This is a genomic window from Novosphingobium sp. BL-S-34 (genome assembly GCF_056857015.1).
In genome coordinates this window covers 2675184-2701113 of record NZ_CM166472.1, presented here as the reverse complement: position 1 = coordinate 2701113, position 25930 = coordinate 2675184, and the positions used below count along the sequence as shown (strand labels likewise).

Genomic DNA, 25930 nt, shown 5'->3' with positions numbered 1-25930 from the left:
GCGCTTCTTCGCGTCAGGCGGCCGGCGTGGCCGCGATGGCCGAGGCCACCTCCACGACGGGCGCGGCTTCCACCGCCGGTGCAGGTTCGGCAGGTGCCGGCTTCGGCGCCACCACGATGCGCGAAAGCGCGTCGGATTCGTAACCGATCAGCCAGCGGCAGTCGGCCAGGGCATTATAGAACTGGCCGGTCGCCACCTTCTGGGCGAAGCGGATGCAGACGGCCTTGGCCTCCGCGGTCTCCAGCGCCAGCATCAGCGCTTCCAGCCGGGCCAGCAGCACCTGCTGGTGCCGCGAAAGGTCGGCCGGGTCGATATAGGCCATCATGCAGGCGAAATAGAGCTGCCGAGCCGGAGAAGTCGCTTCCTCCGGCTTCATGACGTCGCGTCCGCGCAGGATGGTGGCCTCGTTCTCCACGACGAGATCGGTGCGGCCGACAGCGCGCAGAACCGCGCCGTTCACGATCACCGGCTCTCCGTTGCGAAGCGAAATACGAAGTGTCATGTCAATTGCCCCCAAGACATCTGCATCAGTTATAGGATGACTGAGACAGGTCCGTGGCGAAGCGCCATAAATTTTCGTGCGCCTGCGAACGCGGGCCGCGCCATTCTTCCTACAATGCCTCTGTTCGGTGGCCGGTACGCCACTTTTCCCGGCCGACACGCACAGGAGAATGAAATGAGCCTTTATTCAGCTCTTTACGCCGGCGTTTCCGGCCTCGGCGCGCAGGCGAGCGCCATGGCCACCGTCGCGGACAACATTACCAACGTCAACACCATCGGCTACAAGGGCGTTTCCGCCCAGTTCCAGACGCTCGTCACCGATGGCAAGATGAAGAGCAGCTATTCGGCCGGCGGCGTCACCGCCGCGCCCAAGGCGCTCATCTCGAAGCAGGGCCTGCTCCAGGCTTCGAGCAGCCTGACCGACATCGGCGTCGACGGCGCCGGCTTCTTCGTCGTGCGCTCCAGCTCGGATACCAGCGGCCAGATTTCCTATACCCGCGCCGGCTCCTTCACGCCCGACGCCGACGGCTATCTGCGCAACACGGCCGGCTATTACCTGACCGGCTGGCCGCTCGACGCCAACGGCAGCTATACCAACAATGGCAGCATGAACTCGCTGGAACCGATCAAGCCGAATTCGCTGACCGGCGCCGCCCAGCCCACCACCAAGATTTCCATGCGCACCAACCTGGACTCGACGGCCGCCGAACTGGCGGGCGGCAGTGCAGGCTACGTGCGCGGCTCGATGGCATCGGGCGCGGTCGCGGAGCAGTTCTCCCGCCCGATGGAAGTCTATGACGCGCAGGGCACCTCGCACAGCCTGACCTTCAACTTCGTCAAGACCGGCCCCAACGAGTGGGTTGCAGAAATCTCCGGCACGCCCGGCGAAATCACCAGCTCGAACGGCACCGGCATCACCGATGGCGTCCTGGCCAGCGGCGTGGTGAAGTTCAATCCCGACGGCAGCCTCGACCTGGCCGGTTCGGACCCCTCGCTCTTTGCCAACCTGGACATCGGCTGGGCCAATGGCGCCGGTTCGACGCCGATCACCCTCGGCCTCGGCACCAACGGCGGCCTTGACGGCCTGACCCAGTTCGGCAGCGATTCCGCCCTGCTTTCATCGAGCGTCAACGGCGGCGTGCTGGGCACCGTGTCCTCGGTGGAAATCTCGGACACGGGCATCGTCAGCGCCGTCTTCGACGACGGCACCACCCGCGCGATCTACCAGCTGCCGATCGCCACCTTCCAGAACCCGGACGGCCTGACCCGCATCAGCGGCAATGCCTACGTCGCCTCGGCCACTTCGGGCAACGTCGCGATCAACCAGCCCGGCGCCCTTGGCGGCGGCTCGATCTCGGCCGGTACGCTGGAAGCCTCGAACGTCGATCTGGCGGCCGAGTTCTCGAACATGATCCTCTTCCAGCGCGCCTACAGCGCCTCGTCGAAGATCATCACCACGGTCGACGACATGCTTCAGGAAGTCAGCAACCTGAAGCGCTGATCTCGGCCCTTACCCTCAAGACCTTCCCTCTCCCGGCGATATTTTCAGGAAGACCAGCACCGTGTCCCTCAACCAGATACTCAATTCCGCCATGTCCGGCCTTTCGGCCTCGCAAGCCGGAATGCAGACGGTCTCCAACAATATCGCCAACGTCAGCACGGTGGGCTACGCCCGCCAGAAGCCGACGCTCTCCACGGCAGTGGCCGGAGGGAAGGTCAACGGGGTCGTGGTCGGCGAACCTTCGCGCGTGGCGGACAAGTTCCTGGAGAACGCCGTCTACCAGCGCGCGGGCAACGCCGGGCGCAGCGAGGCGGCTGCCACTTACCTCGACCGTCTCCAGTCGCTGCTCGGCGCCACCGATTCCAAGTCCGGCATCGCGTCGAGGCTGACCGCCCTTTCCACGTCGGTATCGCAGATCGCCAGCCTCCAGGGCTCGGCGCAGTCGATCGCGCTGTTCACCGGCAACGTGTCCGACACCATCGACAGCCTGAACCAGCTCCGGGGCGACGTCTCCAACCTTCAGGCCGATGTCGAGAGCGAAGTCTCCGACACGGTCGAGCGCACGAACGTGCTTCTCAAGAAGATCCACGACCTCAACAGCGAAGTCGCCCGGCTCCAGGGCCTGGGCAAGAGCGTGTCCGGCCCGGCCGACGAGCGCATGTCCGCGCTGGAGGAACTCAGCGGCCTCGTCGACGTGACCGTGCGCGAACAGAGCGACGGCCGCGTGACCATCGACACCGCCTCGGGCCAGGTCCTGCTCGACAAGCGCCTGCGCCAGCTCAGCTATCCTTCCGGCGCCGCGTCCTCGCAGGCGACCTATCCGGCGATCGACATCCGCTTCGCGTCCGACAGCGGCGTGATGGGCGCTTCCACCGGCGAGAAGATCGATTCCACCGCCGTCGGCGGCAAGCTGGGCGGACTGCTGGACATCCGCGACCGCGCGCTGCCCAATTTCTCGGAACAGCTGGGCCAGCTGTTCAGCGGGCTTGCCGAGACGCTGAACAAGGTTTCCAACGCGGGCACCACCCTGCCCCCGCCGAACACGATGACCGGCGAGCCGAACGGCCTGATCGGCACGGACCGCCTGGGCTTCACCGGGAAGGCCACGTTCGCGGTCGTCGGCAAGGACGGCACGCTGGTTTCCAAGACGACCGTCGACTTCGATGCGCTGGGCCCCACGGCCACCGTCGATGACGCCATTGCCGCGATCAACGCCGGCCTCTCGCCCGACGGCACCGCGAGCTTCACCAACGGCGTCCTGTCGATCGGCGCCGCATCGAGCGCGAACGGCATCGCCATCGCCCAGGACCCCGACAGCCCGAGCGACCGCGCTGGCGTGGGCTTCTCGCAGTTCTTCGGCCTCAACAACCTGATCCGCTCGGACACGAGCGCATTGGCGCCTTCAGGCTTCACCGCCAGCGATCCCCACGGCTTCGGCACCGGCGAGACCGCGCAGATCGTCCTGCGCGATCCCACCGGCAAGGTCCTGACCCAATATACCCTCACCGGTTCCACCGGATCGACCTGGGGCGACCTGGTGGGCGAACTCAACGCCAGCCCGCTTTCCGCCTATGGCAGCTTCGAACTCGACGACCGCGGCCGCATCCAGTTCAACACCAATGCGGCAAGCTCGGGATCGACGATCTCGATCCCTTCGGATTCGACCGACCGGAACGGCACCGGCCTGTCCTTCTCCTCGCTTTCGGGTCTCACCGGCGCGGCGAGCGGCCTCGCTTCGGCCGAAGTGCCCGCCAGTCTGCTGGCGGACACCACGCGGCTGCCGCTGGCCCAGCTCCAGCTGACGGCCGCGGTGGGCGAAAAGGCCATCGGCTCGGGCGACATCCGCAATGTCTCCGGCTTCGTCGACGCGCTTTCCGGCGCGGTCGATTTCGGCAAGGACGGCAGCCTCACCATCGGCACTTTCGCCAACCGCCTGCTCGGCAGCGCCGGTTCGCAGGCCTCGCTGGCGCTGACCAATTACAACGACGCCTCCTCGCGGCTGAGCGACGCGCTCGACCGCCGCGATTCCTTCTCCGGCGTCAATGTCGACGAGGAACTCGCGCAGATGGTGATCCTGCAGAACAGCTATTCGGCCGCGGCACGCGTGATGACCACGGCCTCGGACATGTACGACACCCTGATCGGCATGCTCCGCTGAGTTAGAGAGAGGATACGAAGATGACCCGCGTAGCCACCATCCCCCTGCAGCGCACGCTTGCCAGCGCCATCACGCGCTCGCAGGAGAACCTTGCCACCAGCCAGCTGCAGTTGACGTCGGGCAAGAAGGCCACCGACTATGCCGGCCTCGGCCTCGATGCCGTGCGTACGCTCTCGGCCCGGTCGATGCTGGCCCAGCAGGAATCGTACAAGGACAATGCCGGCCGGGTCTCGACCACGCTGTCGCTCTACGATGCCAACCTCAACCAGGTCGATTCCTCGCTGTCGGATCTCAGCACCCAGCTTCTGAGCGCAATCGGCACCGGGGATTCGCCGGGGCTTCAGGCCGCCATCGAAAGCGCCTTCGGTGACTTGCGCACCGCGCTCAACGCCAACGAAGGCGGCATTCCCCTCTTCGCCGGCTCGCAGACCTCGGGCTCCCCGTTCCTGCCCAAGACGCTGCAGGACACCGTCGGCCTCGACGCCGCGGACGCCTTCGCCAACGACGACGTGCGCCAGTCGACCCGCGTGGGCGAGAACATCGAGCTTGAATACGGCATCGGCGCCAGCGACGTCGCCACCAACCTGATCCCCGCGTTCCGCACCCTGGCCGAGGCCGGTCCTTTCGGCGAGAAGCTGACGGATACGCAGAAGCAGGCCATCACCGATGCGCTGGCGCAGCTGGACACCGGCGTCACCGACTTGCGCAACGTCAACGCCACCAATGGCCGCAACCAGAACAAGATCGACAATCTGACCGACCGCGCGGACGACCGGATCAACTTGTTCAAGGAAGTGATCGGTTCGGTGGAAGACGCCGATCTCGGCCAGGTCGCGATCGACATCACGCAGCGACAGACCATCCTGGAAGCGAGCTATTCGGTCTTCGCCCAGCTCAATTCGATGTCGCTGGCCCAGTTCCTCAAATAAGCACCGGGCGGCAGCGCAGCGCATGAGAAAGGGCGCCGGGATCTCGATCCCGGCGCCCTTTTCCGTTCGGCAAAGCTCGGTTCGACGAAGCCGGGGCCGGCTTGCAGCGCGCCCCCGGCGCCGGTCAGCCCTTGGGCGCGGCGCTTCCGGGTGCGCGCTCCAGCAGGTCGGCAAAGTCGCCCGCCGGGCTGGCCGAGGGCATGGCCGCCATGGCCCGCGCCAGTTGCGGCCCGTTGCTTTCTGCCGGACGCCCGGTCAGCATCTCGAAGACGGGTGCGGAAGGCAGGCCCTGGAAGGCCGCGGCATAGCGCGCATGGAGGCCGGCAAGGCCTTCCTCGCGGCCCAGCATGGCCAGGGAGATGGCATGGCGCAGCACGACGGCCTGCGCCACTTCGTCCAGCCCCCGGCCCTTGGGCAGTCCACCGGCCGAAGCCTCGGCATAGCGGGACCAGTCGCGCTGCTTCCACAGGATCTCGGCGCGCAGGGTATCCGCATCGGGCACGTCCTGAAGCACGGCCATGGCCTCGTCGATACGGCCGATCTGGCTGAGCGCGGCGGCCTCCACGCGCTTGCGCGCGGCGATCATGGCATCGGGGAACGAGGGATCGTCCGACTTGCGCAAGGTTTCCAGCGCGCGGTCCGGGCGGCCCGCCAGGATGAACAGCGTCGCCACCCGCGCCGATAGCGGCCCGCGGGCAAGATCGCCCGCCCGCACGAAAAGCTGGTAGGTGAGCAAGTCGCCTGCACGTTCGTAGAGCCCGGCCTGCTGGAGCCGCTCGGCAAGATGGCTGGCCATGAGGTCTCCCTCGGCGCCGCCCGGTGCGATGTCGCGGTAATCCCAATAGAGCCCGGCCGCCTTGTCCAGCGGCAGCTTGCGCGCCGGGTCCAGCGCGGTCGTCAGCTTGGTCCGGAGGCCGGGCAGGAAGTCCGCCCCCTGCCGCGTCGCATCGTGGTAGCGGAACAGGGCCGCCCCCGCCGCCAGCGCGCCGGACAAGTCGCCCCGCGCATCGTAGAGCCGGTAAGTGAGGCGCAGGGCGCGCTCCTCGATGGCATCGCCCCGCCAGGCATAGCGGATCGCGTCGAGTCGCTTGAGCGCCGCTTCGGGGCCGACCGCCTTGTGAGCGACTTCGGATTCGATCTCGCTGAGGCGCGCGTCCATGCGCTGCTCCATCGTGCCCGAGCGCTCGACGCGGGCGAAGCGCAGGCGGGCCTGGTCGGCATGGCCCTGCGCCAGCTCGGCGCGGCCGCGATAGAGATTGGCCGCCGGATCGCGGTCAGGCAGCGGCGCCAGCCATTGCAGCGCCTTGTCCGGCGCCCCGCCTTCCACGCCGGCGCGGGCCGCCGCGAGCACGAAGGCCTTGGGCCGCGGCGTCTTGAGCGCGGACCTTGCGCAATCGAGCTGCTGCAGCGCCTGTTCCCCCAGCGCGCTCTGGGCCAGCGCCCGCAGACGCCAGGCACAGGCCTCGGGATTGGTACCGAGCCCGGGCGCGCCCAGCGCGGACAATGCCTCGGGATAGCGGCCCAGGAGCGTCAACGTCGCGCCTTGCGCCAGGCGGAAGGTATCGACCATCACCAGGTCCGGATCGTCCTGCCGCATCACTTCGAGCACGCCGAAGGCCTCGCCCCCGCGCTCCTGCCCGATCAGGCTGCGCGCGTAGTTCCAGCGCGCCTGCTGCCGTTCGGGGCGCGGTACGCGCGCCAGTCGGGTCCAGGCGTCGGCGTCGGAAATCCGGGTCCAGGCGGCCGGTCCCACGATCGCGGGCTGCTGCGCGAGATCGGCGGCGAAGCCGGGCAGGCGCGGCGCGGGCGGCAGCAACGCCGCCTTCGGCGCAGCAGCGCCCGGCGGCGTCAGCGACGCCTGCGCGGCAGGAGCAGGAGTGGGGGCAGAAGCGGCCGCAGAAGCAGGCAATGAGGCCAGCGGGGCGGCAGGCGGCGACGCTGCCGGGGCAGCGAGCAGCGCCGCGCCGGGGACGAGTGCGGCCGTGGCCAGCAGACGGGTAAGGATCACAGCAGGGCTCCGGGAAACAGGACCGAGGTCGCAAAGAGCACGCCGCCCAGCGCGCTGCCGATCAGGAACAACAGGACCGCCAGAGCCACCCAGAGCGCACCGCCGCTTTTGCCGGTCGCCATGGGGAGCGCCTCACCTGCACTTATCTGCGGTGCATCGGTGCGGCGGCGTCCCGGGTTGGGCACACCATTACCGGCTGCTCCACCGGCCTGCGGCGAGGAGGAGGCGTTCCCGTCCGGCGTTCCGGAAGAGAAGACCCTGACTTTCGCCGGGCGCCGATCGTCACTCATCTTAACCTGACTCCTGGGGTTTCGTTCTATTATAGAGGAACAAGCCGCCGGGCGGTCCGTCCTGGTCGGCCCGATCTGGAGTCTTCGATGCCGCGTTCCGCCCGTTCCCCCAGAGCCGCTAAGCTTGCCGCCCGGCTTGCAGCGCTGCTGGCCGCGAGCCTCGCGGCCACGGCGGTGACGACGCCGGCCCTGGCCGAAGCCAAGAAGCCCGACCCCCTGCCCCCGCCCGATCCCTCTTTCGTGGTGATGGAGCCGATCGACGCCCCGATCGTGGACAGCGGCCGTCTGGACGGCGTGCTCCACGTCTCGATCACGGTGAAGACGAAATCCGCTGCGAACGCCGCGGAACTGGCGAAGCGCATGCCCGAACTTCGGGCCGCCTCGCTGGCCGCCGCCATCGAGTTCGCCCGCCTCCATGCCTCCCCCTATACGCCCGTCAACGTCGCCCGGCTCTCCGCCATGATGGCGCCGCCGATCAAGCGGCTCGACAAGGGCATCGAGAAAGTGCTGATCGTGAAGGTCTCCGCCGACGAAGGCTGACGGCTTTCCCTGCCAGGCGTCCAGCAAACCAGGTCGTCCAGCAAAAAAGCCCCCGTCCGGACTGGACGGGGGCTTTTTCGTTCCTGCCTGGGGCGTCCTTACTGCGCCGGTGTCGCGGCGGGCGCTGCGGCCGGCTTGCCTGGGGCCGGCTTGCCTGCAGCCGGCTTGGCCGTGGCCGCCAGCGCCTGGGCCTTGCCGCGCTTCGCTTGCGGCAGAGGAGCCGGCGGCGCCTTGATGACCTTGCGGCCAGCCAGCGCCATGGACAGTTCCACGGCCGAACTCGGCGTCATGTAAGCCATGATCTGCGCGGTCGCACGCTCGCGCATGCGGCGGGCGACCTGCGCCTGCACTTCGATGTCGAGCTTCTCGAAAATCGGCGCGGCGCGCTGGGGCTTCATGGTCTGGTAGATGCGCGCCAGATTGTCATAGGGCATTTCCGGCTCGAGCGCACCGTTCTTGCCGCCCGTGGGCGCCGCCGCCGCGGCCTGGTTCTGCTGGGCCTGACCGGCAAGGCGCGATTCGCCGGCCTTGACCGCCTGCTCGCGCATTTCCAGCTTGCGCCGCTCGGCGGCCAGCACGCGGTCGCGCTGGACCGAAGCGTCCTGGAGCGAGGCGCCGAGACGCCCCGAATCTCCCTTGCCGCTGTCCACCGCAGGCGCGGCGAGGGCAATGGCATTGGCCACCGCCGCCACGCCGGCCACGCCGAAGATCAACCGGGAGGGCGTCACCAGCGCGCGCAGCGGAGCGAGCACGCCGGCCATCAGTCCCGAAGCCTCAGGGCGTGTCATGCAACCGCGCTTTCACGCGATGCGCGGGCGGCGGCGATGTCGCGCACGACGCCGGTGGTGTCGCCGCGGGTCACGTCGTTGATGGCGGCCGGAACGGCAACCTTGCGGCGCGAACGGGTGCGGGCCGGGGTGGGAGCGACGACCTTCTCGGCTTCGAGAATGCCGGCAACGACCTTTTCCGCGTCGCTGGACTTGGCTGCAGCAGCCTTGGGAGCGGTCTTGGCGGCCGTCTTGGGCTTGGCAGCGCGGGGCTTGCGGACGGCGCGCTTCTTCGGCGCCGCTTCCTCGACCTTGGGGGTCTGCGCGGCCGCATCCATGATGCGGTCGGCCACGGCATTGCCGATACCCACCATCAGGGTCAGCTCGTCGCGGATTTCCTCGGCCGCGGCAATGGCGCTGGCCTGGGCAGCGCCGTCAGTGGAAAGGACGCGCTTGAGATCGCCCAGCACGACGCGGGCCTGGCTGGTGGCGCGGTCGATCTGGGTCACGCTTTCGGAAATCTGGGTGTCGCGCAGCTGCTTCATGCGGCGCCCCATGCGGGCGCTCTGCACCAGCACGGATACGCAAAGCAGGATCAGCACGACATTGATCATGGTGGCGAAAGTCATTTCGGATACCCCTTGGAAATGTCGGTGGCCATGCGAATGGCGATATTGCTCGAACGCTGGCCGATATGCGCGCGGCCCAGCGGCACACCGCCGCACTGGACCTGAAGCGCATCGTTCGGGCTGTGGCTGAGGGCGATGGTCTGCCCCACCTTGAGAGTCATGACGTCGCGCAGGCTCATCTGCTTTTCGCCGAGCACGACGTCCACGGTGACTTCGGTATTGTAGAGTTCACTGGCCATATGCGCCGCCCACATGCGATCGCGGCCGAGCTTTTCGCCCATGAAGCGCTGCAGCAGCTTGTCGCGCACCGGCTCCATCGTGGCATAGGGCAGCAGCACCGAGAACTTGCCCCCGCGCCCTTCCATGTCGACACGGAAAGTGGCGACGGCAGCAATATTGCTGGGTCCGGCGATGGCGGCGAAGCGCGGGCTAGATTCCATGCGCTCGACCACCATGGTCACCGGCTCGATCGCCTCGAAGGCCTGCGACAGGTCGTCGAGAGCAAGCTGGACCATCTTGGCGACCAGCATCGTCTCGATCGTGGTGAAGGCACGCCCCTCGACCCGCATCGGGCGCGAACCCTTGCGGCCGCCGAGCAGCGCATCGACGACGGCGTAGATCAGCCCGGAATCGACCGTGACGACGCCGTAGTTCTCCCACTCGGTCACCTGGAACACGCCGAACATCGCCGGGAGCGCCACATGGTTCATGAATTCGCCGAAGCGGGTGGAGGTGATTTCCTCCAGGCTGACGTCGATCGCGTCCGAGGTGAGGTTGCGCATGCTCGTGGCGAAAGAGCGCACCATGCGCTCGCACACCACTTCCAGCATGGGCAGGCGCTCGTGGCTGATCACGTTGGACTCGATCATGGCCTTCAACCCGCTCTTGGGCTGGGTGGGCATGTCGCTGTCGAACCCGAACAGGGCATCGATACCGGCCTGGTCGAACATGTCGTCGTTGATCGCGCCCATCTTGGGCGGATCGGGGAGGACGAAGTCGTCGAAGTCGTCGCTCATTGCTGGACGAGGTCCTGGATCAGCACGTCCTTGACCATGCCCGCGCCGAGCGCCTGGGTGGCGCGCGTCATCATCTCTTCCTTGATGCGGAACACCGCGGCCGACCCGTTGAGATCGTCCGGGCGCAGCTCGCGCAGGAAGGGCTGCAGCGCATCGAGCACTGCCGGCAGCTTGTCCTTGACCTTGTCGGTCTTGCCGTCTGCCGCAACGATGATGAAGCGCAGCTTCAGGAAGCGCGCCTGGCTGTCACTGCCGCGCAAGTTTACGATCATCGGCGGCACTTCGATATAGGATGAAGACCCGGCTTCCCCCTCCGGCGCTTCCGCCGCGGCCTCGTGCTCGCCGCTTGCCTCGGCGCTGTCGCCGCCGCGCATGAACCACCATGCCCCGCCGCCGCCCGCAAGCAGCGCCAGGACCGCGGCCCCGCCGATCACCAGCATTTTCCGGCCGGACTTCTTGGGCTCCGGCACATCGACCGCCGTAATGTCGATCACGTCGTCGCTGGACAACTTTCATCCCCTTGGCTGTCGGGATGCGCGCTTCACCGAAATGGTGTCGGCGCATCCGCTTTCGCGATTTCGCCTCTATTATAGGAAAGCTACACGGCAAAATCTGCCTAGCGCCGAATATCTGGAACTTTTTCGCAAGGTGCTTGAATGGACGTCTCTTCCTTCGTTCTGCTGAGCCACGAGCAGGCCCTGCGCCGTCAGCTCGACATCACCGCCAACAACATGGCGAACACCAGTACCGTGGGGTACAAGCGCGAGCAGGCGCTGTTCCACGAATATGTCGAGACGGTGAAGGACGCTCCGGTGGAGGATGCGCGCAAGACCTCCTTCGTCCTGGATTTCGGCGCGGTACACGACACGTCGCAAGGCGCGTTCCAGTCGACCGGCAATGCGCTGGACGTCATGATCGACGGCCCCGGCTACCTCAATGTCGAGACTCCCGAAGGCGGCGTCGCTTATACGCGCGCGGGCTTCGTGAAGATCCTGAGCACGGGCGAACTGGCGACGTCGGGCGGCCAGCGGCTGCTGGACGAAAACGGCCAGCCGATTGCCGTGCCCACCGACCAGCTCAACCAGGTGACGATCACCGAGGACGGCTCGGTCATGGTGGGAGACGGCCCGGTCGGCCGCCTTGCCGTGACCAACTTCGCCGACGAGAACATGCTGGAGCCGCGCGGCGACGGCATGATGACCGGCACGAACGGCCGCATGCTCACGGCAGCGCAGACCAAGCTCAAGACCGGCGGGGTGGAAGCCTCCAACGTCGAGCCGATCACCGAGACCACGCACATGGTCGAGATCCTGCGCTCCTACCAGACCAGCCAGCGCCTCTCCGCCGATCTCAACGACATGCGCAAGCGGGCGATCGACCGGCTGAGCCGGGTCAGCTGACGGCCTGCGTCCTTACAGCATTTTCACGCCTATCCCTTTCTAACGAGGAGCCATCATGCGTTCGCTCTCCATCGCTTCGACGGGCATGCTTGCCCAACAGACCAACGTCGACGTCATCTCGAACAACATCGCCAACATGAACACCACCGCGTTCAAGCGTCAGCGCGCGGAGTTTCAGGACCTGCTCTACCAGCAGGTCTCGCGCCCCGGCGCCAATACCAGCGACAGCGGCACCAAAGTGCCGACCGGCATCCAGATCGGCGCGGGCGTCCGCACCGGCGGCGTCTACCGCATCACCGAACAGGGCGCGTTGACCAATACCGGCAACACGTATGACATGGCGATCGACGGCCCCGGCTACTTCCAGATCACCATGCCCTCGGGCGACGTCGGCTATACCCGCGCCGGCTCGTTCCAGCTTTCCGACCAGGGCGAACTCGTCACCACCGACGGCTACCTCGTTCAGCCGAACATCACGATCCCGCAGGGCGCGCTCGACGTGACCGTCTCGAAGTCCGGCGAAGTGCAGGTGAAGATCGCCGGCCAGGCCGAACTCCAGACCGTCGGCCAGCTCGAACTGGCCACTTTCGTCAACGAGGCCGGCCTGGAAGCGATCGGCTCGAACCTGTTCCTGGAAACCGGCGCATCCGGCCAGCCCACCGTATCGACGCCGGGCCAGCCTTCGTTCGGCACGCTGAGCCAGGGCTTCATCGAAGCCTCGAACGTCAATCCGGTCTCGGAAATCACCTCGCTCATCACCGCGCAGCGCGCCTACGAGATGAACAGCCGCGTGCTCAAGACCGCGGACGAGATGCTCCAGACCTCCACGCAGATCAGCTGAAGCCATGCTCACCGCACTCCTTCTCGCCCCGGCACTGGCCGCCGCCCCGGCGATCCCCGCCGGGGAAGCGGCGCCCGTCCTCGCCCGCACCGTCGAACGCGGCGAAGTGCTGTCGAAGGCGGACTTCGTCACCGCCCCGGTCTTCCCGGCCATTGCGCGCAATGCGCTGAGCCCGGCCGAAGCGGCGGGACAGGAGGCGGTGCGCCGCCTCAACGCGGGCGCGCCCGTGCGCTCCACCGACCTCACCCCGCCGCGTCTCGTGCGCCGCGGGGAAGCGGTGACCATCTCGCTCGTGTCCGGCAACCTGAAGATTTCCTCGCCCGGGCGCGCGCTCAGCGACGGTACCAAGGGCGAGCAGGTGCGCGTGCTCAACCTTGCCACCAACCGCACGCTCGACGCCGTGGCCGAAGGCTCGGGCGACGTGCGCATCACCGCGCAGTAGGGAGACTGGCCGTGAACAACCGCTTCGCAACCGTCGCTTCCGTGATCCTCGCCGCCAGCCTGGTTTCGGGCTGCGGCTCGGTGGGCCGGCTCAAGAACGTCGGCAAGGCGCCGAAGATGTCGGAAGCCGAGGACCCGGTCGCCCCGCGCCTCGAACCCTCGATCGGCAACCACTCGGTGGACGACCGGGCACTGGCGGCGGGCGGTCAGCAGGCCGACGCGGCGCGCGGCGCTTCCCTGTTCCGTACCGGCGGCGGCGCCTTCTTCCGCGATCAGCGCGCCTCGCGCGTGGGTGACATCGTGACGATCCGCATCAACATCGCCGACAATGCGCAAGTCGCGAACTCGACCACGCGCACCCGCAACGGCAGCGAGAACAGCGGCATCGCCGCCTTGCTCGGTCTGGAAACGGTGATCCCCAAGATCCTGCCCGGCAACCCGGACCCCTCGAAACTGGTCAGCACGGATTCGAAGTCCAGCGCCACCGGGGTCGGCAACACGACCCGCAGCGAGCAGATCAACATGACCGTGGCCGCCACCGTCATCGGCGTGCTGCCCAACGGCAACCTCCAGATCCGCGGCAAGCAGGAAGTGCGCGTCAACTACGAGCTGCGCGAGCTGGTCGTCACCGGCGTGATCCGGCCCGAGGACATCGCCCGCGACAATTCGATCAAGCACTCCCAGATCGCGGAGGCCCGCATCAGCTACGGCGGCCGCGGCCAGCTCACCGACGCGCAGCAGGCGCGCTGGGGACAACAGATCTACGACGCCCTCTTCCCGTTCTGACGAGGCGTACTATTGCGATGTGAATTGCACCTCTCCGGCAGCAGCCGGAGGGGCGCTATTCACGTGTCTGCAAAATCCCGACACCGCGCCGACATCAACCCTCGCGCCATTCCCCCCCATTTCGTCATTGCGAGCGTAGCGAAGCAATCCAGAGCGGCGTGAGACCGACTCTGGATTGCTTCGCTACGCTCGCAATGACGAGGGGTAACTGTACACCGAAACGCCGCGACAAATTTTTTCTTCCATAAAATCCGAAGCCTTCTTCCGTCTTCCTAGAATGAACATGCAGCCGGAAGAACCAGCTGCGCGCATGGCGGCGCTTCCGCCATCTGGCCGCAGAACTTGGCCTGTATTCTAGAAGGAAGAAACAATGGCGTTTTCGGTTAACACCAATGCTGGCGCAATGGCCGCTCTCCAGAGCCTCAACGCGACCAACAAGGGCATGAACACCGTGCAGAGCCGCATCAACACCGGCTTCAATGTCGCTTCGACCAAGGACGATTCGGCAAAGTACACGGTTGCCCAGACGCTTCGCGGCGACCTCGGCAAGCTGGGCGCGGTCACCACCTCGCTCAACAACGCCAAGAGCGTCACGGACGTTGCTGTTGCCGGTGCCGAGCAGATCTCCGACCTCGTCAACGAGATGAAGTCGAAGACTCTCGAAACGTCGGACGCTGGTCTGGACGAAGAAAGCCGCAAGGCGATTGCCAAGGATCTGGTCGCTCTGAAGAAGCAGATCGGCACGATCATCGACGGTTCGGACTTCAATGGTACGAACCTGCTGAAGGATAGCAATCCCACCGTAGCCACCGACGGCAAGGTCAGTGCACTTCAGTCGATTTCGGGTACCGAGACGCTGACAGTGGACAACCAGGGCTTCACCACCAAGGCTGCAACCGCTCTGGGCGCAGCAGGCACCGACACCGACATCGATGCCATCAGCGGTGCTGCTGACGGTGATGCGGCAAAGACGGCGGCTGATGCCTTCACCGCCAAGCTGGACACCTTCTTCGGTGAGGTCAAGGACAGCCTGAGCGAGATGGGCGCGGCTTCGCGTCAGATCGATGGTCAGCTGTCGTTCAACAGCAAGCTGACCGACGTGGTCACTGCCGGCGTGGGCAACCTCGTCGACGCTGACCTGGCCAAGGAATCGGCGACCCTTCAGGCCCTTCAGGTCCAGCAGCAGCTGGGCACGCAGGCTCTGTCGATCGCCAACCAGGCGCCGCAGACGATCCTCTCGCTCTTCCGTTAATCGGAAGTTCGATGGTCTCCCGGTTCGCCGGGAGACAGGTCGTCTGGAAGGCCGGGATGGTTCGCCATCCCGGCCTTCTGTCGTTTCGGGAACCATGAAACGGGTGAGGCCGAAGACGCACCGGAAGCCTTCCTGAGATTGCGGCCAAAATTCATCGAGCGCCGCAGCCACGCAGGCCGTCTTCACGGCGGTTTCGCAAGGAATTCCACGCCTCCCACGCCCGCGATTTGCCCGTCGATCTATAATAAAAATGGCGCGCCGACGGCGGGACCGACCCCCCAAGCAGGAACTGGACTACAAATGCTTGAATTTCTGAACAATTGGCGTTTGCCCAAGAAATTGTGGGCTGCCTTTTCGATCATCAACATCATGATCGCCATCGTCGGCATCAACGGCTTCCTTTCGACCCGCGAACTGAAGTCCGTGGCCGAGGCGCATGTCTCGCGCGGGATGGCCGGCATGTCGGGGCTCACCGACGTGATCAGCAACGTCAAGGAGCTGCGGATCATCGTCTACAGCTACTATAACGCCGCTTCCGCCGCCGACGCCCAGAACCTGCGCGACCGCCTGAAGTCCGGGGATGAGGACCTGCTGAAGTCGGTCGAAGCCTACAAGGTCATCGGCGACGAAGCCTTCGCTGCCGAAACCGCCGACCTGCGCACGCGCGCCCTGGCGCTCACCCAGGTCAACGACCGGATCTTCGCCCTGCGCACCGCCGGCGACAACGACGGCGCCATGGCGCTCATCAAGGGCGACGGCAAGAAAGCCTCGCACGACATGATCGAGCAGACCGACAAGCTGATCGAACTGACCCGCGAACGCGTTGCCGCCAAGGCCGAAGACGGCGCCCAGACCGCCCAGACCGCCATGATCCTCTGCGTGACGCTGGCGCTCGGCGCGATGGCGCTCATCGTCTTCATCTGGCTGCTCATCAACCGCTCGGTCGCCGCACCGATGAGCCGCATCGCCCAGGTCACCTCGACGCTCGCCGAAGGCGGCAAGGCCGAAGTCCCCTACCGCGAGCGCGGCGATGAAATCGGTGAGATCGCCGAGGCTGTCGAACAGTTCCGCGCCGCCGCCGAAAGCCGCGCCGAAGTGGACGCCAAGGGTGCCCGCGAACAGGAACTGGTCACGTCCACCTTGCGCTCCAGTCTCCAGGCGATCAGCGAAGGCGACCTGACCCAGACCATCAATGCCGACTTCCCGCCCGCCTATGGCGAACTGAAGAGCAACTTCAACTCCGCCGTCGGCGCCCTGCGCGACCTGATCGGCGCCGTGGCCGAAAGCGCCGTGGCCATCCGCACCGGCTCCAGCGAAATCGCCCAGGCTTCGGAAGACCTGGCCCGCCGCACCGAGAGCAATGCCGCCAGCCTTGAGGAAACCTCCGCCGCCATCACCCAGATGGACGAACGCCTGCGCGCCACCGCCGCCGCCGCCGGACGCACCGTCCAGCGCGCCGATGGAGCGATGAACGTGGTCGGCTCGGGCCGTGAGATCGCCGACGAGGCCGTGCAGGCCATGGGCCGCGTCAGCGAAAGCGCCAAGGGCATCGACTCGGTGATCGAAGGTCTCGACAAGATCGCCTTCCAGACCCGCGTGCTGGCCATGAACGCCGCCGTCGAAGCAGGGCGTGCCGGCGATGCCGGTCGCGGCTTCGCAGTCGTGGCCGATCTCGTCTCGGCGCTCGCCATGCGCTCGGAAGAGGAAGCCAAGCGTGCCCGCGAACAGCTCACGGCCACCCAGACCGACATCGGCACTGCCGTGGAAGCGGTGCAGCGCGTCGACGGCGCCCTGCAGAACATCTCGGGCGACGTCACCGAAGTGCACTCGCTGCTGAGCGACATCGCCAGCGACAACCAGGCGCAGTCCTCGACGATCACCGAGATCAGCGCGACGATCGGCACGATGGACCAGGCCACGCAGCAGAACGCGGCGATGGTCGAGGAAACCTCGGCCGCGGCACGCAACCTCAACAGCGAGGTCACCTCGCTTTCGGATCGCGCTTCCATGTTCCGCACCGGACACGAAGGCATGCGCGCGCCGGTCCGCACGGTTGCAGCAGCCTCGTTCGCCCCTGCTCAGCCGATGCAGCCGGCAGCGATCCGCAAGCCGATGAAAGCGCTCGCCACGGCAGACGACTGGATGGACTTCTAAGCGTTCACCGAAAGCTGAAAACGGAAAAGCCGCCCTGTCCCGGGCGGCTTTTTCTTTGCCCTATTTCAACACCAGCGGCAGACCGGCGGCGACGAAGACCGCCCGCTCCACCGTGGCGGCAACACGCTGGTTGAGCCGCCCGGCCTCATCGCGAAACCGCCGCCCGAGAGGTGTGTCCGGCACGATTCCCAGCCCCACTTCGTTCGCCACCAGCACCAGCGGCTTCGGGCATGCCGAGATCGCCCGGCACAGACCATCGAACTGCGGTTGCAACGCCGCCTCCGCCAGCATCAGGTTCGACAGCCACAGGGTGAGGCAATCGACCAGGACCCCGTCCGCCTCGTTCGCGGCCCGCGCGATGGCCTCGCTCAGGTCCATCGGCGCTTCCAGAGTGGACCAGCGCGGCCCGCGATCTTCGCGGTGGCGAGCGATCCGCGCCTCCATCTCGTCATCGAGCGGCTGGGCGGTGGCGATATAGATCAACCGTCCCGGCCCCGCCTCGACGAGCGCCTGCGCATGGCGGCTCTTGCCCGACCGCGCGCCGCCCAGAACCAGCGTGCTCGTCATGCGCGATACTCCGTGAGGGCCAGCAGGCCGTCGATGTCGAGATGTCGTTCCATGTCCGCCGCCAGTTCGTCGAGCGCGGCATCGACGGCAGCGCCGTGGTCGAGCCCGTCGCTCTGCGCCCCCAGTCGCGCCAGCAGCGCGGCGCGTAGTCCGGTCGAGGCGAGCAACCCGTGGCAATATGTCCCCATGATCCGGCCCGAGGCATCGACCGCGCCGTCCGGTTGGTCATCGCCGAGCAAGGCGAAAGGCACCGCGCCGCCGCGCCGGGTGACGCCCATGTGCATCTCGTAGCCGGTCATCCGTGCGCCGAGCGCCGTGCCGGAAACTTCGCGCAGGGCCTTGCGGTCTCCCAGCACGGTGGTCACGTCGAGCAGGCCCAGCCCGGCGATCTCGCCCGGCGGCCCCTCGATGCCGAGCGGATCGGCAATCGTGTGGCCGAGCATCTGGTACCCGCCGCAGATGCCCAGGATCAGCCCGCCGCGCCGCCGATGCGCCAGCACATCGATGTCCCAGCCCTCGGTGCGGAGGAAAGCCATGTCCGCCAGGGTGGCCTTGGAGCCGGGCAGCACGACCAGCGCGGCTTCGGCCGGGATCGGCGTGCCGGGCGGGATCATCGCCACGTCCACGCCGGATTCCTGCCGCAGCGGATCGAGATCGTCGAAATTGGCAATGCGGGGCAGGATCGGACAAGCGACGAGCAGCTTGCCGTTGCCCCCGCCCAGCCCTCTTTCGAGCACGACGGCATCCTCGCTGGGCAGGCGCGAGACGGCGCGGGACCACGGCATCACGCCATAGCCGGGCCAACCGGAAAGCTGCGCGATGGCGGCATAGCCATCGGCAAACAGCGCCGGATCGCCGCGGAACTTGTTGATGAGGAAGCCCCGGATCATCGCCGCGTCATCGGCGTCGATCACCGCGCGGGTGCCCGCCACGGCCGCGATCACGCCGCCCCGGTCGATATCCCCGACCAGCACGACCGGAACCCCGGCCTCGCGCGCGAAGCCCATGTTGGCGATGTCCCCGGCGCGCAAGTTGATTTCGGCCGGGGAGCCCGCCCCTTCCACCACCACCAGATCGCAGCGCGCCTCCAACCGGCGGTAGCTCGCCATGACTTCCGGCAGGAGCGTGCGGCGCGCCTCGCGGAAATTGGCGCTGCCCAGGGTGCCGCGCACTTCGCCGTGGACCACGAGCTGCGAGGTCCGGTCGGCCTGGGGTTTCAGCAGGACCGGGTTCATGTCGACATGAAGCGGTGCCCGCGCCGCCAGGGCCTGGAGCGCCTGGGCGCGGCCGATCTCGCCGCCCTCCGGGGTGACGGCGGCATTGTTCGACATGTTCTGCGGCTTGAACGGCAGGACCTTCAATCCGCGGTGGGTGAGCGCGCGGCATAGCCCCGCCACGAGCACGGACTTGCCGACATCCGACCCCGTCCCCTGCAACATCAAGCCAGCCATACTGCTCCCCACGCCGCGGCGAATGCGCCAAGGGCCAGCAGGACGCAGGCCCGGCGGTAGATCGCCAGCGCCCGTCGCAAGTCCGCCGCGCCGGCAATCCGGCCCTCCTCCCCGATCCAGGGCTTCGGGGCAAGGACGCCGTCGTAAAGGATCGGCCCGGCGAGCCTGACGCCGAGCGCGCCCGCCATGGCCGCTTCGGGCCAGCCGGCATTGGGCGAGGCATGGCGGCCGTGGTCGCGAAGCATGACCCGCCAGCCAGCCCGCCCGCCCGCTCCGGCGGCGAGGCAAAGCACCGCGCCCGCCAGCCGGGCCGGGAGCAGATTGGCCAGATCGTCGATGCGCGCGGCTGCCCAGCCATAGGCTCGCAGCGGTTCTTCCGGATGGCCGATCAGGCTGTCCGCCGTGTTGATCGCCTTGTAGGCCCAGGCGCCCGGCAGGCCGCCCAGCAGGAGCCAGAACAGCGGCGCCGCCACCCCGTCGCAGAAGCTTTCGGCAAGGCTCTCGATCGCCGCGCGGACCACCCCGGCGGCATCGAGCCCGGCCGTGTCCCGCCCGACGATCATGCCGACGGCGCGGCGCGCCTGCGCGAGGTCGTCCGCTTCCAGCGCGGCCAGCACCGGCCGGACGTGGTCGTCCAGGCTGCGCGCCGCCAGGGCCGGCCATGCCAGCACCGCCAGCAGGAGCCAGGCCCAGTCCCCTGCCGCACCGCGCACCAGCCAGACCACCAGCATCGTCGCCAGCACCACCGCCGCGATCAGGCCGAGCATGGCGCCCAGGCCGGCGATGCGCCGCGCCATGTCCGACCACTCCGCACGGTTCAGCTTGCGCTCGCAGCCAGAGATCACGCGGGCGAAGAACCCGACCGGATGACCGATCAGCCCGTGGAGCCGCCCCGGCCAGCCCAGCGCGCCCTCCAGCGCCATGGCGGCGAAAGCGATCGGCTCGATCACGCCGCGCGGCCTGCCAATGCCGCGTCCAGACGCGCCAGCGCGTCCGCATCGCCGGGCACGCCGAAGCGCAGCCAGTCGGGGCGATCCGCGAAAGGGCGCACCAGAATGCGCGCGCGGGCCAGGCGATCGAACAGCGCGCCGCCCGCGCAGCCGGTCACCAGGCGGAACAGCGGACAGTCCCCCTGCGGCTCCAGCCCATGGCGGCGCAGCACGGCATCGAGCGCGGCGGCGCGCACGGGCAACGCGCTGCGGGTGCGCGCGATCCAGTCGCCATCGGCATAGGCCGCCGCGCCGATGGCCAGCGCCCCGGCATGGACCGGCCAGCTCCCCAGCAATTGCCGCAGCAGCAGCATGAGCGCCGGCGGGCCGAGCACGAAACCCAGGCGCAGACCCGCCAGTCCGAAGAACTTCCCGAACGAGCGCAGCACGATCAACCGGAACCCCGGCGCTACGGCGCGGGCGACACTGGCGCCGGGATGACAGTCCGCGAAAGCCTCGTCGACGATGAGAAAGCCGCCCGTGGCATCGATGCGCTCCGCCCAGGCCACCACATCCTCGGGGTCGCGCAGCACGCCGTCGGGATTGTTGGGATTGGCGAAGACGAAGACTTCCCGGGCCTTCGGCTGCTCGCCGAACAGCGCCGGGCGAGAGGGGGCGAAAGCCTCCCGATGAGTGCGATAGGCGGGCACCAGCGCGCGGCCGGGCAGGTCCAGCGCCCTGGCCAGCAGGCGCAGCGCGGTCTCGCTGCCCGGCACCGCACAGCAGAGTTCCGGCGCCACGCCGAAATGGCGCGCGGCCGCGGCTTCGAGGCGAAGCAGCGCATCGGGATCGGGCAAGGCCGTCCAGTCGATCGGCCCGACGCCCGCAGCGGGCCATGCCAGTGGATTGAGGCCGGTCGAGAGGTCCAGCCAGTCTTCCGGCGCGCCGCCGAAAGCCCGCGCCGCCTCGCTTACGCGGCCGCCATGAAACAGGAAGGCCGCGCTCATCGTACGACCGCCAGCGCCAGCAGCAGCAGGGTTTCGACGACCTCGATCCCGGCGCCATGCCCGTCGCCGGAAATACCGCCGATACGGCGCCGAAGCCACCAGCCCCAGGCCGGAACCGCCAGGAACACCGCCAACAGGGCGGGTGCCACGAGCAGCGCCGCGACAGCCCCGATGACACTCCACAAGGCCAGGTGCCGCCATGTCACCGCGCTGCGAAAGCGGCTGCCCAGCCCTTCGTGCAGCGGCGGCAGCGCCAGCGTCCAGGCCAGCGGCGCCGCGCGCGCCAGCGGAGCGACGAGCAGCAGCGCCCAGACCTGCCCGGGCGCCAGTGCATGGAGCAACACCAGCTTCGCCAGCAATTGCATGCCGATCGCCACCACCGCAAAGCTGCCGACATGAGGATCGGCCATGACCGCCGAGAGCCGCGCCGGATCCTTGTGCGCCGCGCCCGCGCCATCGGCCACGTCGCCAAGCCCGTCGAGATGCAGCGCGCCCGTCACCGCCACCCAGGCGCCGAGGCCGCACAGCGCCGCGATCCAACCGTCGCCGCTGCAGCCGCCCATGGACGGGGCCATGAACGGAGCCACGGAGCGGGCCAGCCACCAGGCCAGCGCCACCGAGCCGCCGACGGCCAGCCCCGCCGCCGGGAACCAGCGCATCGACCCGGCGAAGTCGTCCGCATCGGCGCGAACCGCCGGAAGCGGCAGCCGCGTCAGGAACTGGAGGGCGAGAACGAGCTGCTTCATCCTGCCTTACCCTTCATCCTACCTTGCCCCTCATCCTGCCTTGCTACTGTCGAGCGAGAGGATCTGCGCGGCAGGCAGGCCCTCGCCCGGCCAGATGCGCAAGCTCACCAGCGCGCCATAAGGGAGTTCGAAAGCCCAGACCTGGCGGTGGTCGAACCCGAACAGGACCGAGAGCGCAGCGCGCATCGCCCCCCCGTGCGTGAGGATGAGACTGGCCCTGTCGATACCCGCCACGGCCTCTCCCACGCGGGCGCAGAGCTGCGACCAGCGCTCGCCTCCCGGCGGGGCGAAAGCCTCGGGATCGTCCCAGAACCGCGCCTGCACGGCCGGATCGAGCTGATGCGGCGCCATGCCGTCCCAGGCGCCGAAATCGATCTCCCGCCACCGCGGGTCAAGGCTGTGCGACAGGCGGCGCATGGCCGCGATCTGCGCGGCCGGAATGCTGGAGCGGCGCAAGTCCGAGGAAATCACCCGCTCGAACGCCAGGGCCGCGCTGCGCGACACGCAGCGGGCGATGCCTACCGGGGTCGGCGCATCGTCCCGGTGGCCCAGCAGCAGGCCCGGCTCGTAAGGCGCCCCGTGGCGCATCAGGTGGACGAGGATGCCGCTCATGATGCCCCGGACACGGAGGATGCCACTGCCGCCTCGGCAAAAGTCGCCATGCCGTCATGCGCGGCCAGGGCCGAACGCACGATCTGTGCCGCCACCGCCGCGCCGGATCCCTCGCCCAGCCGCATGCCAAGGTGGAGCAGCGGGTCCAGCCCGAAGCGATCGAGCAGGCGCGCATGGCCCGCTTCGGCCGAACAGTGCGCGGCAAGGCAGTGGGCCAGGACATCGCGATTGCCGGCGAACAGCGGCGCCATGGCCGCGCAAGTGATGAACCCGTCCAGCAGGACCGGCACCCGCAAGTGCCGCGCTGCCAGCACGGCGCCCGCCATGGCCGCGATCTCACGCCCGCCAAGGCGGCGCAGGGTCTCGAAAGCATCCTCGCAGGCCGCGCCGTGCAGGGCGAGCGCCGCCGTCACCGCCTGGGCCTTGCGCGCCACGCCGGCATCGTCGAGCCCGGTGCCGCGCCCTACCCAGTCGGCCGCAGCCCCGCCGAAGACCTGCGCCGCCAGCGCGGCCGCCGGGGTGGTATTGCCGATCCCCATTTCGCCCACGAAGAACAGATCGCTGTCCGCCGACACCGCGGCGGCACCGCGATCGAGAGCTTCGAGGCACTCGGCCTCGCTGAGAGCGGGCTCTCGCGTAATGTCTCCGGTCGGGCGGTCGAGATCGAGCGGGACGACCGAGAGCGCCGCCCCGCAGGCTGTCGTCAGCGCATTGATCGCCGCGCCGCCGGCCTCGAAATTGGCGACCATCTGCGCCGTGACTTCGCTCGGATAGGCGCTCACCCCGCGCGCCGCGACCCCGTGATTGCCCGCGAAGACCACGGCGCGGATCCGCTCGGCCCGTGGCCGGGTGCGCCCCTGCCAGCCGGCCATGAACACGGCGATGTCCTCCAGCCGCCCGAGCGAGCCCGCAGGCTTGGTGAGCGACGCCTGGCGCGCACGCGCGGCGGCCAGCGCGGGCGCGTCCGGTCCGGGCAGGTCGGCCAGGGCGGCGGCGAAAGCGGCGCGGTTCTCGAAGCGGATCATGTGCCCAGGTACCCTTCCGGCGGGGTGCGGGTGATGAAGTGGCCCTTCACGCCCTGCGGCCACTCGCGATAGGGCACCTGCCCCTCCTCGCTGGCGGCATGGCGCACCGCATATTCGAGGATCGCGCGGGCCGCCTCCGCATCGGGTGCGAAATCGCCGAGCACATAGCCCAGCTTGCCCGGCGCCCGGATCGCCACGGTGCAATGGCGCTGGCAGGCGAAGAGGCAGGGCATTTCCTGCACCGCCACGCCCTGGAGCGCGGGATCGGCAGCCTGCGCCGCGCGCATGGCCTCTGCCAGGACCGCACCGCCGCGCCGACCGTCCTCGTCCTCGCGGACTTCGGCGGAATGGCGGCAGGTGTTGCACACGACCACGGACGGGCCGGGTTCGACTGGAAGCAGCATCAGAACCGGCTCCTCAGTCCGAAATAGACGGTGCGGCCAAGCGTGCCGTAGCCGCTCACGGTTTCGTACTTCTGATCGCCCACGTTTTCGATACGTCCTTGAAGAATCAGGCCTTCCATGACCTGCCACTGCGCGCGCACATCCACCAGCCAGTAGTCGTCCAGCGTGGCGGTGCCGGTCGCCGCATTGAAGCTTTCACCCGAATAGCGCGCGGCCAGGCTGGCGCGCAGGCCCTGCGGCAGCGCCACGCCCAGCTCGGCATTGGCGAGATGACGCGGCACGCGCTGGAGCTGGCGGCCGTAAGTGCCGCTGCCTTGCGTGCGATCCTCTGCCGCGATCCAGCTGTAGTTGCCCTGGGCGAAGAGGACGCCCCATGTGGCCGACGCGGCGAGTTCCAGCCCGCGGGCATGGCTGGCCTTGACGTTGGCATAGTAGCCGAAGCGCGAGGTGCCCGTGCCGGGAACGTAGCAGATGTCCGGCAGGGTGCCGCTGGTGGGGCAGTAGGCAAAGTCGATCAGGTTGTCGGTATCGCGCTCGAACCAGGTCGCCGACAGGCGTAAGGCTTCGCCGAAGCCCTGCTCGGCGCCCAGTTCCCAGCCTTTCGCCTTCTCCGGCTTGAGATCGGCCACGCCGTACATGCTGAACAGCTGATAGAGCGAGGGCGCCTTGAAACCCTCGTCATAACTGGCACGCAGTATCGTGGCGCCGCCATTGGGGGTGTAGACCGCGCCCGCGCTGAACACCGTGTTGCCGCCGAAGCGCGACTGGTGATCGTAGCGCGCGCCGCCATTGAGCGTCAGCCCGGTGAGCGGGGTCACGCGCAGTTCGCCGTAGACGCTCTCGGTATTCGCCCGGCTGGGCACGAGGGCATAAGCCGCGGTGCTGTTCGCGGGCGAGGCGGTGGTCATCCGCTGTTCCTCGCGCTCGGCGCCGAACACGGCCTGGATGGCCTCGCTGAACGTGTAGGTGCCCTGGTACTCGAAACGGCGCACGCGGCCATGGGCGTCGAACGTCAGTTGGCGGACTTGCCGTGCGGGGTCGAAGTTCTCGCGGTCGGTCTCGGTCTGGAGCACGGCCACGCGGTTCGCCAGCCGGCCGTCCAGCAGCGCGAAGTTCACCCCGGCATAGCCCGACCATTCGCGCGTCCACCCATAGGCCAGGGAGTCGCCGGAGGTACCGTCGAACGCGTTCCGGGAATCCGACCAGTAGCCGCGCAGATCCAGCGAGATGCCAGGCGCGACGCGGTAAGTCATCGTGCCGCTGGCCGCGCTGCGCCGGTAGCCGTCGTCCTCCGTGCCATTCGCGCGCGCGGAGATGCCGTCCGTGGCGAAGCGCGAGGCGGCAATGCGCCAGTCGACGGCCTCGGAGGTGCCGCCAAGACCCACGCGGGCCGAGACGGTGTCATGGGTTCCTGCTTCCACCGCGAAGCTGCCTTCCAGCGGCGCGGCCGCGCGGCGGGTGCGGACGTTGACGACACCGCCGATGGCATCGCTGCCCCAGAGGATCGATTGCGGACCGCGCAGGATCTCGACGCGATCGGCATCGTCGACCAGGAAATTGGCAAAGCCATAGCCTCCCGCCGTCGATGAGGCGTCCGACAGGCGCATCCCGTCGATCACCATCACCGTCTGCCCGGCATCGGCACCGCGAATGCGCAGCGACGTGGTGGTGCCATAACCGCCGTTGCGCGACATGCTGATGCCGGGCGTGCGCAGCAGCACATCGGTCAGCGCGATCGGCTGGGCCGCAACGATCTGCGCCTCGTCGAGCACGGTGACGGTATCGGCCACCCGGTCGGCCGCAACGGGCGTGCGCAGGACGGTGACCACGATGCGTTCGTCCAGAGGCACTGCATCGGCCTCCTCGGCCAGGGCCGCGAGCGGGTGCAGCGCCCCTGCAAGGGCTAGCGCGAGAGCCAGGGGGCTGGCGGCGGGAATTCGGCAGTTCACGGCATGTCCTTCGCACGAGCATCGACC

26 protein-coding genes are annotated in these 25930 nt (G+C 68.1%); 10 read left to right on the top strand and 16 right to left on the bottom strand.

Features of this window, described 5'->3' with window-relative positions; translation table 11 throughout:
* Positions 1-13: 13 nt before the first annotated feature.
* Positions 14-502 carry a flagellar biosynthesis repressor FlbT gene (locus AC1VV3_RS12950; protein ID WP_132268601.1) on the bottom strand — a complete coding sequence of 163 codons (489 nt, stop codon included), beginning with the start codon at positions 500-502 and terminating at the stop codon, positions 14-16.
* 174 nt (positions 503-676) lie between these two features.
* Here AC1VV3_RS12950 and flgE point away from each other — a divergent pair, with 174 nt between their 5' ends.
* From flgE to AC1VV3_RS12935, 3 genes are all read left to right on the top strand, one after another.
* Positions 677-2002 carry a flagellar hook protein FlgE gene (flgE, locus tag AC1VV3_RS12945; RefSeq protein WP_132268599.1) on the top strand — a complete coding sequence of 442 codons (1326 nt, stop codon included), beginning with the start codon at positions 677-679 and terminating at the stop codon, positions 2000-2002.
* 61 nt (positions 2003-2063) lie between these two features.
* Positions 2064-4160 (top strand): flagellar hook-associated protein FlgK, encoded by a 2097-nt coding sequence (flgK, locus tag AC1VV3_RS12940; protein WP_166675224.1) that lies wholly within the window; start codon positions 2064-2066, stop codon positions 4158-4160.
* 20 nt (positions 4161-4180) lie between these two features.
* Entirely contained in the window at positions 4181-5089 is a 909-nt protein-coding gene (locus AC1VV3_RS12935) for a flagellin (RefSeq protein WP_132268598.1), read from the top strand.
* A 124-nt stretch (positions 5090-5213) separates the two neighbouring features.
* Here AC1VV3_RS12935 and AC1VV3_RS12930 read toward each other — a convergent pair whose 3' ends face one another.
* Together AC1VV3_RS12930 and AC1VV3_RS12925 are read right to left on the bottom strand one after the other, a co-directional pair.
* On the bottom strand, positions 5214-7097 hold the full coding sequence (locus tag AC1VV3_RS12930; RefSeq protein ID WP_465128031.1) for a tetratricopeptide repeat protein: 1884 nt from the start codon (positions 7095-7097) through the stop codon (positions 5214-5216).
* Positions 7094-7387, bottom strand: a complete 294-nt coding sequence (locus AC1VV3_RS12925; RefSeq protein WP_465128030.1) for a hypothetical protein — start codon at positions 7385-7387, stop codon at positions 7094-7096. The genes AC1VV3_RS12930 and AC1VV3_RS12925 overlap by 4 nt, the downstream gene beginning before the upstream one ends.
* Before the next feature lie 87 nt (positions 7388-7474).
* Between AC1VV3_RS12925 and AC1VV3_RS12920 the strand changes: the two genes are divergently transcribed.
* The gene (locus AC1VV3_RS12920) at positions 7475-7927 is read left to right on the top strand and encodes a hypothetical protein (RefSeq protein WP_132268594.1); all 453 of its coding nucleotides are present in this window, start codon (positions 7475-7477) and stop codon (positions 7925-7927) included.
* A gap of 98 nt (positions 7928-8025) precedes the next feature.
* On the opposite strand, the gene AC1VV3_RS12915 is transcribed toward AC1VV3_RS12920, so the two are convergent.
* Genes AC1VV3_RS12915 through AC1VV3_RS12900 form a run of 4 tightly spaced genes read right to left on the bottom strand, consistent with a single transcriptional unit; the run spans position 8026 to position 10848 of the window.
* Positions 8026-8715, bottom strand: coding sequence for a MotE family protein (locus AC1VV3_RS12915; protein ID WP_482961908.1), 690 nt, complete (start codon positions 8713-8715; stop codon positions 8026-8028).
* The gene (locus tag AC1VV3_RS12910; RefSeq protein WP_465128028.1) at positions 8712-9323 is read right to left on the bottom strand and encodes a DUF6468 domain-containing protein; all 612 of its coding nucleotides are present in this window, start codon (positions 9321-9323) and stop codon (positions 8712-8714) included. The genes AC1VV3_RS12915 and AC1VV3_RS12910 overlap by 4 nt, the downstream gene beginning before the upstream one ends.
* The gene (gene fliM / locus AC1VV3_RS12905; RefSeq protein ID WP_132268591.1) at positions 9320-10339 is read right to left on the bottom strand and encodes a flagellar motor switch protein FliM; all 1020 of its coding nucleotides are present in this window, start codon (positions 10337-10339) and stop codon (positions 9320-9322) included. The genes AC1VV3_RS12910 and fliM overlap by 4 nt, the downstream gene beginning before the upstream one ends.
* Positions 10336-10848 (bottom strand): flagellar basal body-associated FliL family protein, encoded by a 513-nt coding sequence (locus AC1VV3_RS12900; protein WP_243654380.1) that lies wholly within the window; start codon positions 10846-10848, stop codon positions 10336-10338. Before AC1VV3_RS12900 ends, fliM begins: the two co-directional genes overlap by 4 nt.
* A gap of 147 nt (positions 10849-10995) precedes the next feature.
* Between AC1VV3_RS12900 and AC1VV3_RS12895 the strand changes: the two genes are divergently transcribed.
* The 6 genes from AC1VV3_RS12895 to AC1VV3_RS12870 all read left to right on the top strand — a co-directional run bounded on the left by AC1VV3_RS12895 (position 10996) and on the right by AC1VV3_RS12870 (position 17213).
* Positions 10996-11739, top strand: coding sequence for a flagellar hook-basal body complex protein (locus AC1VV3_RS12895; protein ID WP_132268589.1), 744 nt, complete (start codon positions 10996-10998; stop codon positions 11737-11739).
* Positions 11740-11794: 55 nt separating this feature from the next.
* Positions 11795-12580 (top strand): flagellar basal-body rod protein FlgG, encoded by a 786-nt coding sequence (flgG, locus tag AC1VV3_RS12890; RefSeq protein ID WP_132268587.1) that lies wholly within the window; start codon positions 11795-11797, stop codon positions 12578-12580.
* Positions 12581-12584: 4 nt separating this feature from the next.
* A complete protein-coding gene (flgA, locus tag AC1VV3_RS12885; RefSeq protein WP_132268586.1) occupies positions 12585-13022 on the top strand; it encodes a flagellar basal body P-ring formation chaperone FlgA in 438 nt (145 codons plus the stop codon).
* A gap of 11 nt (positions 13023-13033) precedes the next feature.
* The gene (flgH, locus tag AC1VV3_RS12880; protein WP_132268584.1) at positions 13034-13807 is read left to right on the top strand and encodes a flagellar basal body L-ring protein FlgH; all 774 of its coding nucleotides are present in this window, start codon (positions 13034-13036) and stop codon (positions 13805-13807) included.
* Positions 13808-14177: 370 nt separating this feature from the next.
* A complete protein-coding gene (locus tag AC1VV3_RS12875) occupies positions 14178-15059 on the top strand; it encodes a flagellin (RefSeq protein WP_134094034.1) in 882 nt (293 codons plus the stop codon).
* 300 nt (positions 15060-15359) lie between these two features.
* Positions 15360-17213, top strand: a complete 1854-nt coding sequence (locus tag AC1VV3_RS12870) for a methyl-accepting chemotaxis protein (RefSeq protein WP_132268580.1) — start codon at positions 15360-15362, stop codon at positions 17211-17213.
* Positions 17214-17273: 60 nt separating this feature from the next.
* On the opposite strand, the gene cobU is transcribed toward AC1VV3_RS12870, so the two are convergent.
* From cobU to AC1VV3_RS12825, 9 genes are read right to left on the bottom strand one after another with little or no spacing between them, the layout of a single operon-like run.
* Positions 17274-17780, bottom strand: a complete 507-nt coding sequence (gene cobU / locus AC1VV3_RS12865) for a bifunctional adenosylcobinamide kinase/adenosylcobinamide-phosphate guanylyltransferase (RefSeq protein WP_132268579.1) — start codon at positions 17778-17780, stop codon at positions 17274-17276.
* Entirely contained in the window at positions 17777-19231 is a 1455-nt protein-coding gene (locus AC1VV3_RS12860) for a cobyric acid synthase (protein ID WP_465128027.1), read from the bottom strand. The genes cobU and AC1VV3_RS12860 overlap by 4 nt, the downstream gene beginning before the upstream one ends.
* Complete coding sequence (cbiB, locus tag AC1VV3_RS12855; RefSeq protein WP_465128026.1) at positions 19219-20181, bottom strand: adenosylcobinamide-phosphate synthase CbiB; 963 nt, start codon at positions 20179-20181, stop codon at positions 19219-19221. The genes AC1VV3_RS12860 and cbiB overlap by 13 nt, the downstream gene beginning before the upstream one ends.
* Positions 20178-21167, bottom strand: a complete 990-nt coding sequence (locus AC1VV3_RS12850; protein WP_465128025.1) for an aminotransferase class I/II-fold pyridoxal phosphate-dependent enzyme — start codon at positions 21165-21167, stop codon at positions 20178-20180. Before AC1VV3_RS12850 ends, cbiB begins: the two co-directional genes overlap by 4 nt.
* A complete protein-coding gene (locus AC1VV3_RS12845) occupies positions 21164-21913 on the bottom strand; it encodes an adenosylcobinamide-GDP ribazoletransferase (RefSeq protein WP_465128024.1) in 750 nt (249 codons plus the stop codon). Before AC1VV3_RS12845 ends, AC1VV3_RS12850 begins: the two co-directional genes overlap by 4 nt.
* Before the next feature lie 30 nt (positions 21914-21943).
* Positions 21944-22525 carry a histidine phosphatase family protein gene (locus AC1VV3_RS12840; protein ID WP_465128023.1) on the bottom strand — a complete coding sequence of 194 codons (582 nt, stop codon included), beginning with the start codon at positions 22523-22525 and terminating at the stop codon, positions 21944-21946.
* Positions 22522-23550 carry a nicotinate-nucleotide--dimethylbenzimidazole phosphoribosyltransferase gene (cobT, locus tag AC1VV3_RS12835; protein WP_465128022.1) on the bottom strand — a complete coding sequence of 343 codons (1029 nt, stop codon included), beginning with the start codon at positions 23548-23550 and terminating at the stop codon, positions 22522-22524. The genes AC1VV3_RS12840 and cobT overlap by 4 nt, the downstream gene beginning before the upstream one ends.
* The gene (locus AC1VV3_RS12830) at positions 23547-23954 is read right to left on the bottom strand and encodes a DUF1636 domain-containing protein (RefSeq protein ID WP_132268566.1); all 408 of its coding nucleotides are present in this window, start codon (positions 23952-23954) and stop codon (positions 23547-23549) included. The genes cobT and AC1VV3_RS12830 overlap by 4 nt, the downstream gene beginning before the upstream one ends.
* On the bottom strand, positions 23954-25903 hold the full coding sequence (locus tag AC1VV3_RS12825) for a TonB-dependent receptor plug domain-containing protein (protein ID WP_465128021.1): 1950 nt from the start codon (positions 25901-25903) through the stop codon (positions 23954-23956). The genes AC1VV3_RS12830 and AC1VV3_RS12825 overlap by 1 nt, the downstream gene beginning before the upstream one ends.
* Between the last annotated feature and the right edge of the window lie 27 nt (positions 25904-25930).

Excerpts from the sequence above, each read along its gene's own strand:
- AC1VV3_RS12950 (WP_132268601.1), bottom strand. The coding sequence starts at position 502 with ATGACACTTCGTATTTCGCTTCGCAACGGAGAGCCGGTGATCGTGAAC.
- flgE (WP_132268599.1), top strand. The coding sequence starts at position 677 with ATGAGCCTTTATTCAGCTCTTTACGCCGGCGTTTCCGGCCTCGGCGCG.
- AC1VV3_RS12935 (WP_132268598.1), top strand. The coding sequence starts at position 4,181 with ATGACCCGCGTAGCCACCATCCCCCTGCAGCGCACGCTTGCCAGCGCC.
- AC1VV3_RS12925 (WP_465128030.1), bottom strand. The coding sequence starts at position 7,387 with ATGAGTGACGATCGGCGCCCGGCGAAAGTCAGGGTCTTCTCTTCCGGA.
- AC1VV3_RS12920 (WP_132268594.1), top strand. The coding sequence starts at position 7,475 with ATGCCGCGTTCCGCCCGTTCCCCCAGAGCCGCTAAGCTTGCCGCCCGG.
- AC1VV3_RS12915 (WP_482961908.1), bottom strand. The coding sequence starts at position 8,715 with ATGACACGCCCTGAGGCTTCGGGACTGATGGCCGGCGTGCTCGCTCCG.
- AC1VV3_RS12910 (WP_465128028.1), bottom strand. The coding sequence starts at position 9,323 with ATGACTTTCGCCACCATGATCAATGTCGTGCTGATCCTGCTTTGCGTA.
- fliM (WP_132268591.1), bottom strand. The coding sequence starts at position 10,339 with ATGAGCGACGACTTCGACGACTTCGTCCTCCCCGATCCGCCCAAGATG.
- AC1VV3_RS12895 (WP_132268589.1), top strand. The coding sequence starts at position 10,996 with ATGGACGTCTCTTCCTTCGTTCTGCTGAGCCACGAGCAGGCCCTGCGC.
- flgG (WP_132268587.1), top strand. The coding sequence starts at position 11,795 with ATGCGTTCGCTCTCCATCGCTTCGACGGGCATGCTTGCCCAACAGACC.
- flgA (WP_132268586.1), top strand. The coding sequence starts at position 12,585 with ATGCTCACCGCACTCCTTCTCGCCCCGGCACTGGCCGCCGCCCCGGCG.
- AC1VV3_RS12875 (WP_134094034.1), top strand. The coding sequence starts at position 14,178 with ATGGCGTTTTCGGTTAACACCAATGCTGGCGCAATGGCCGCTCTCCAG.
- AC1VV3_RS12870 (WP_132268580.1), top strand. The coding sequence starts at position 15,360 with ATGCTTGAATTTCTGAACAATTGGCGTTTGCCCAAGAAATTGTGGGCT.
- cobU (WP_132268579.1), bottom strand. The coding sequence starts at position 17,780 with ATGACGAGCACGCTGGTTCTGGGCGGCGCGCGGTCGGGCAAGAGCCGC.
- AC1VV3_RS12860 (WP_465128027.1), bottom strand. The coding sequence starts at position 19,231 with ATGGCTGGCTTGATGTTGCAGGGGACGGGGTCGGATGTCGGCAAGTCC.
- AC1VV3_RS12850 (WP_465128025.1), bottom strand. The coding sequence starts at position 21,167 with ATGAGCGCGGCCTTCCTGTTTCATGGCGGCCGCGTAAGCGAGGCGGCG.
- AC1VV3_RS12845 (WP_465128024.1), bottom strand. The coding sequence starts at position 21,913 with ATGAAGCAGCTCGTTCTCGCCCTCCAGTTCCTGACGCGGCTGCCGCTT.
- AC1VV3_RS12840 (WP_465128023.1), bottom strand. The coding sequence starts at position 22,525 with ATGAGCGGCATCCTCGTCCACCTGATGCGCCACGGGGCGCCTTACGAG.
- cobT (WP_465128022.1), bottom strand. The coding sequence starts at position 23,550 with ATGATCCGCTTCGAGAACCGCGCCGCTTTCGCCGCCGCCCTGGCCGAC.
- AC1VV3_RS12830 (WP_132268566.1), bottom strand. The coding sequence starts at position 23,954 with ATGCTGCTTCCAGTCGAACCCGGCCCGTCCGTGGTCGTGTGCAACACC.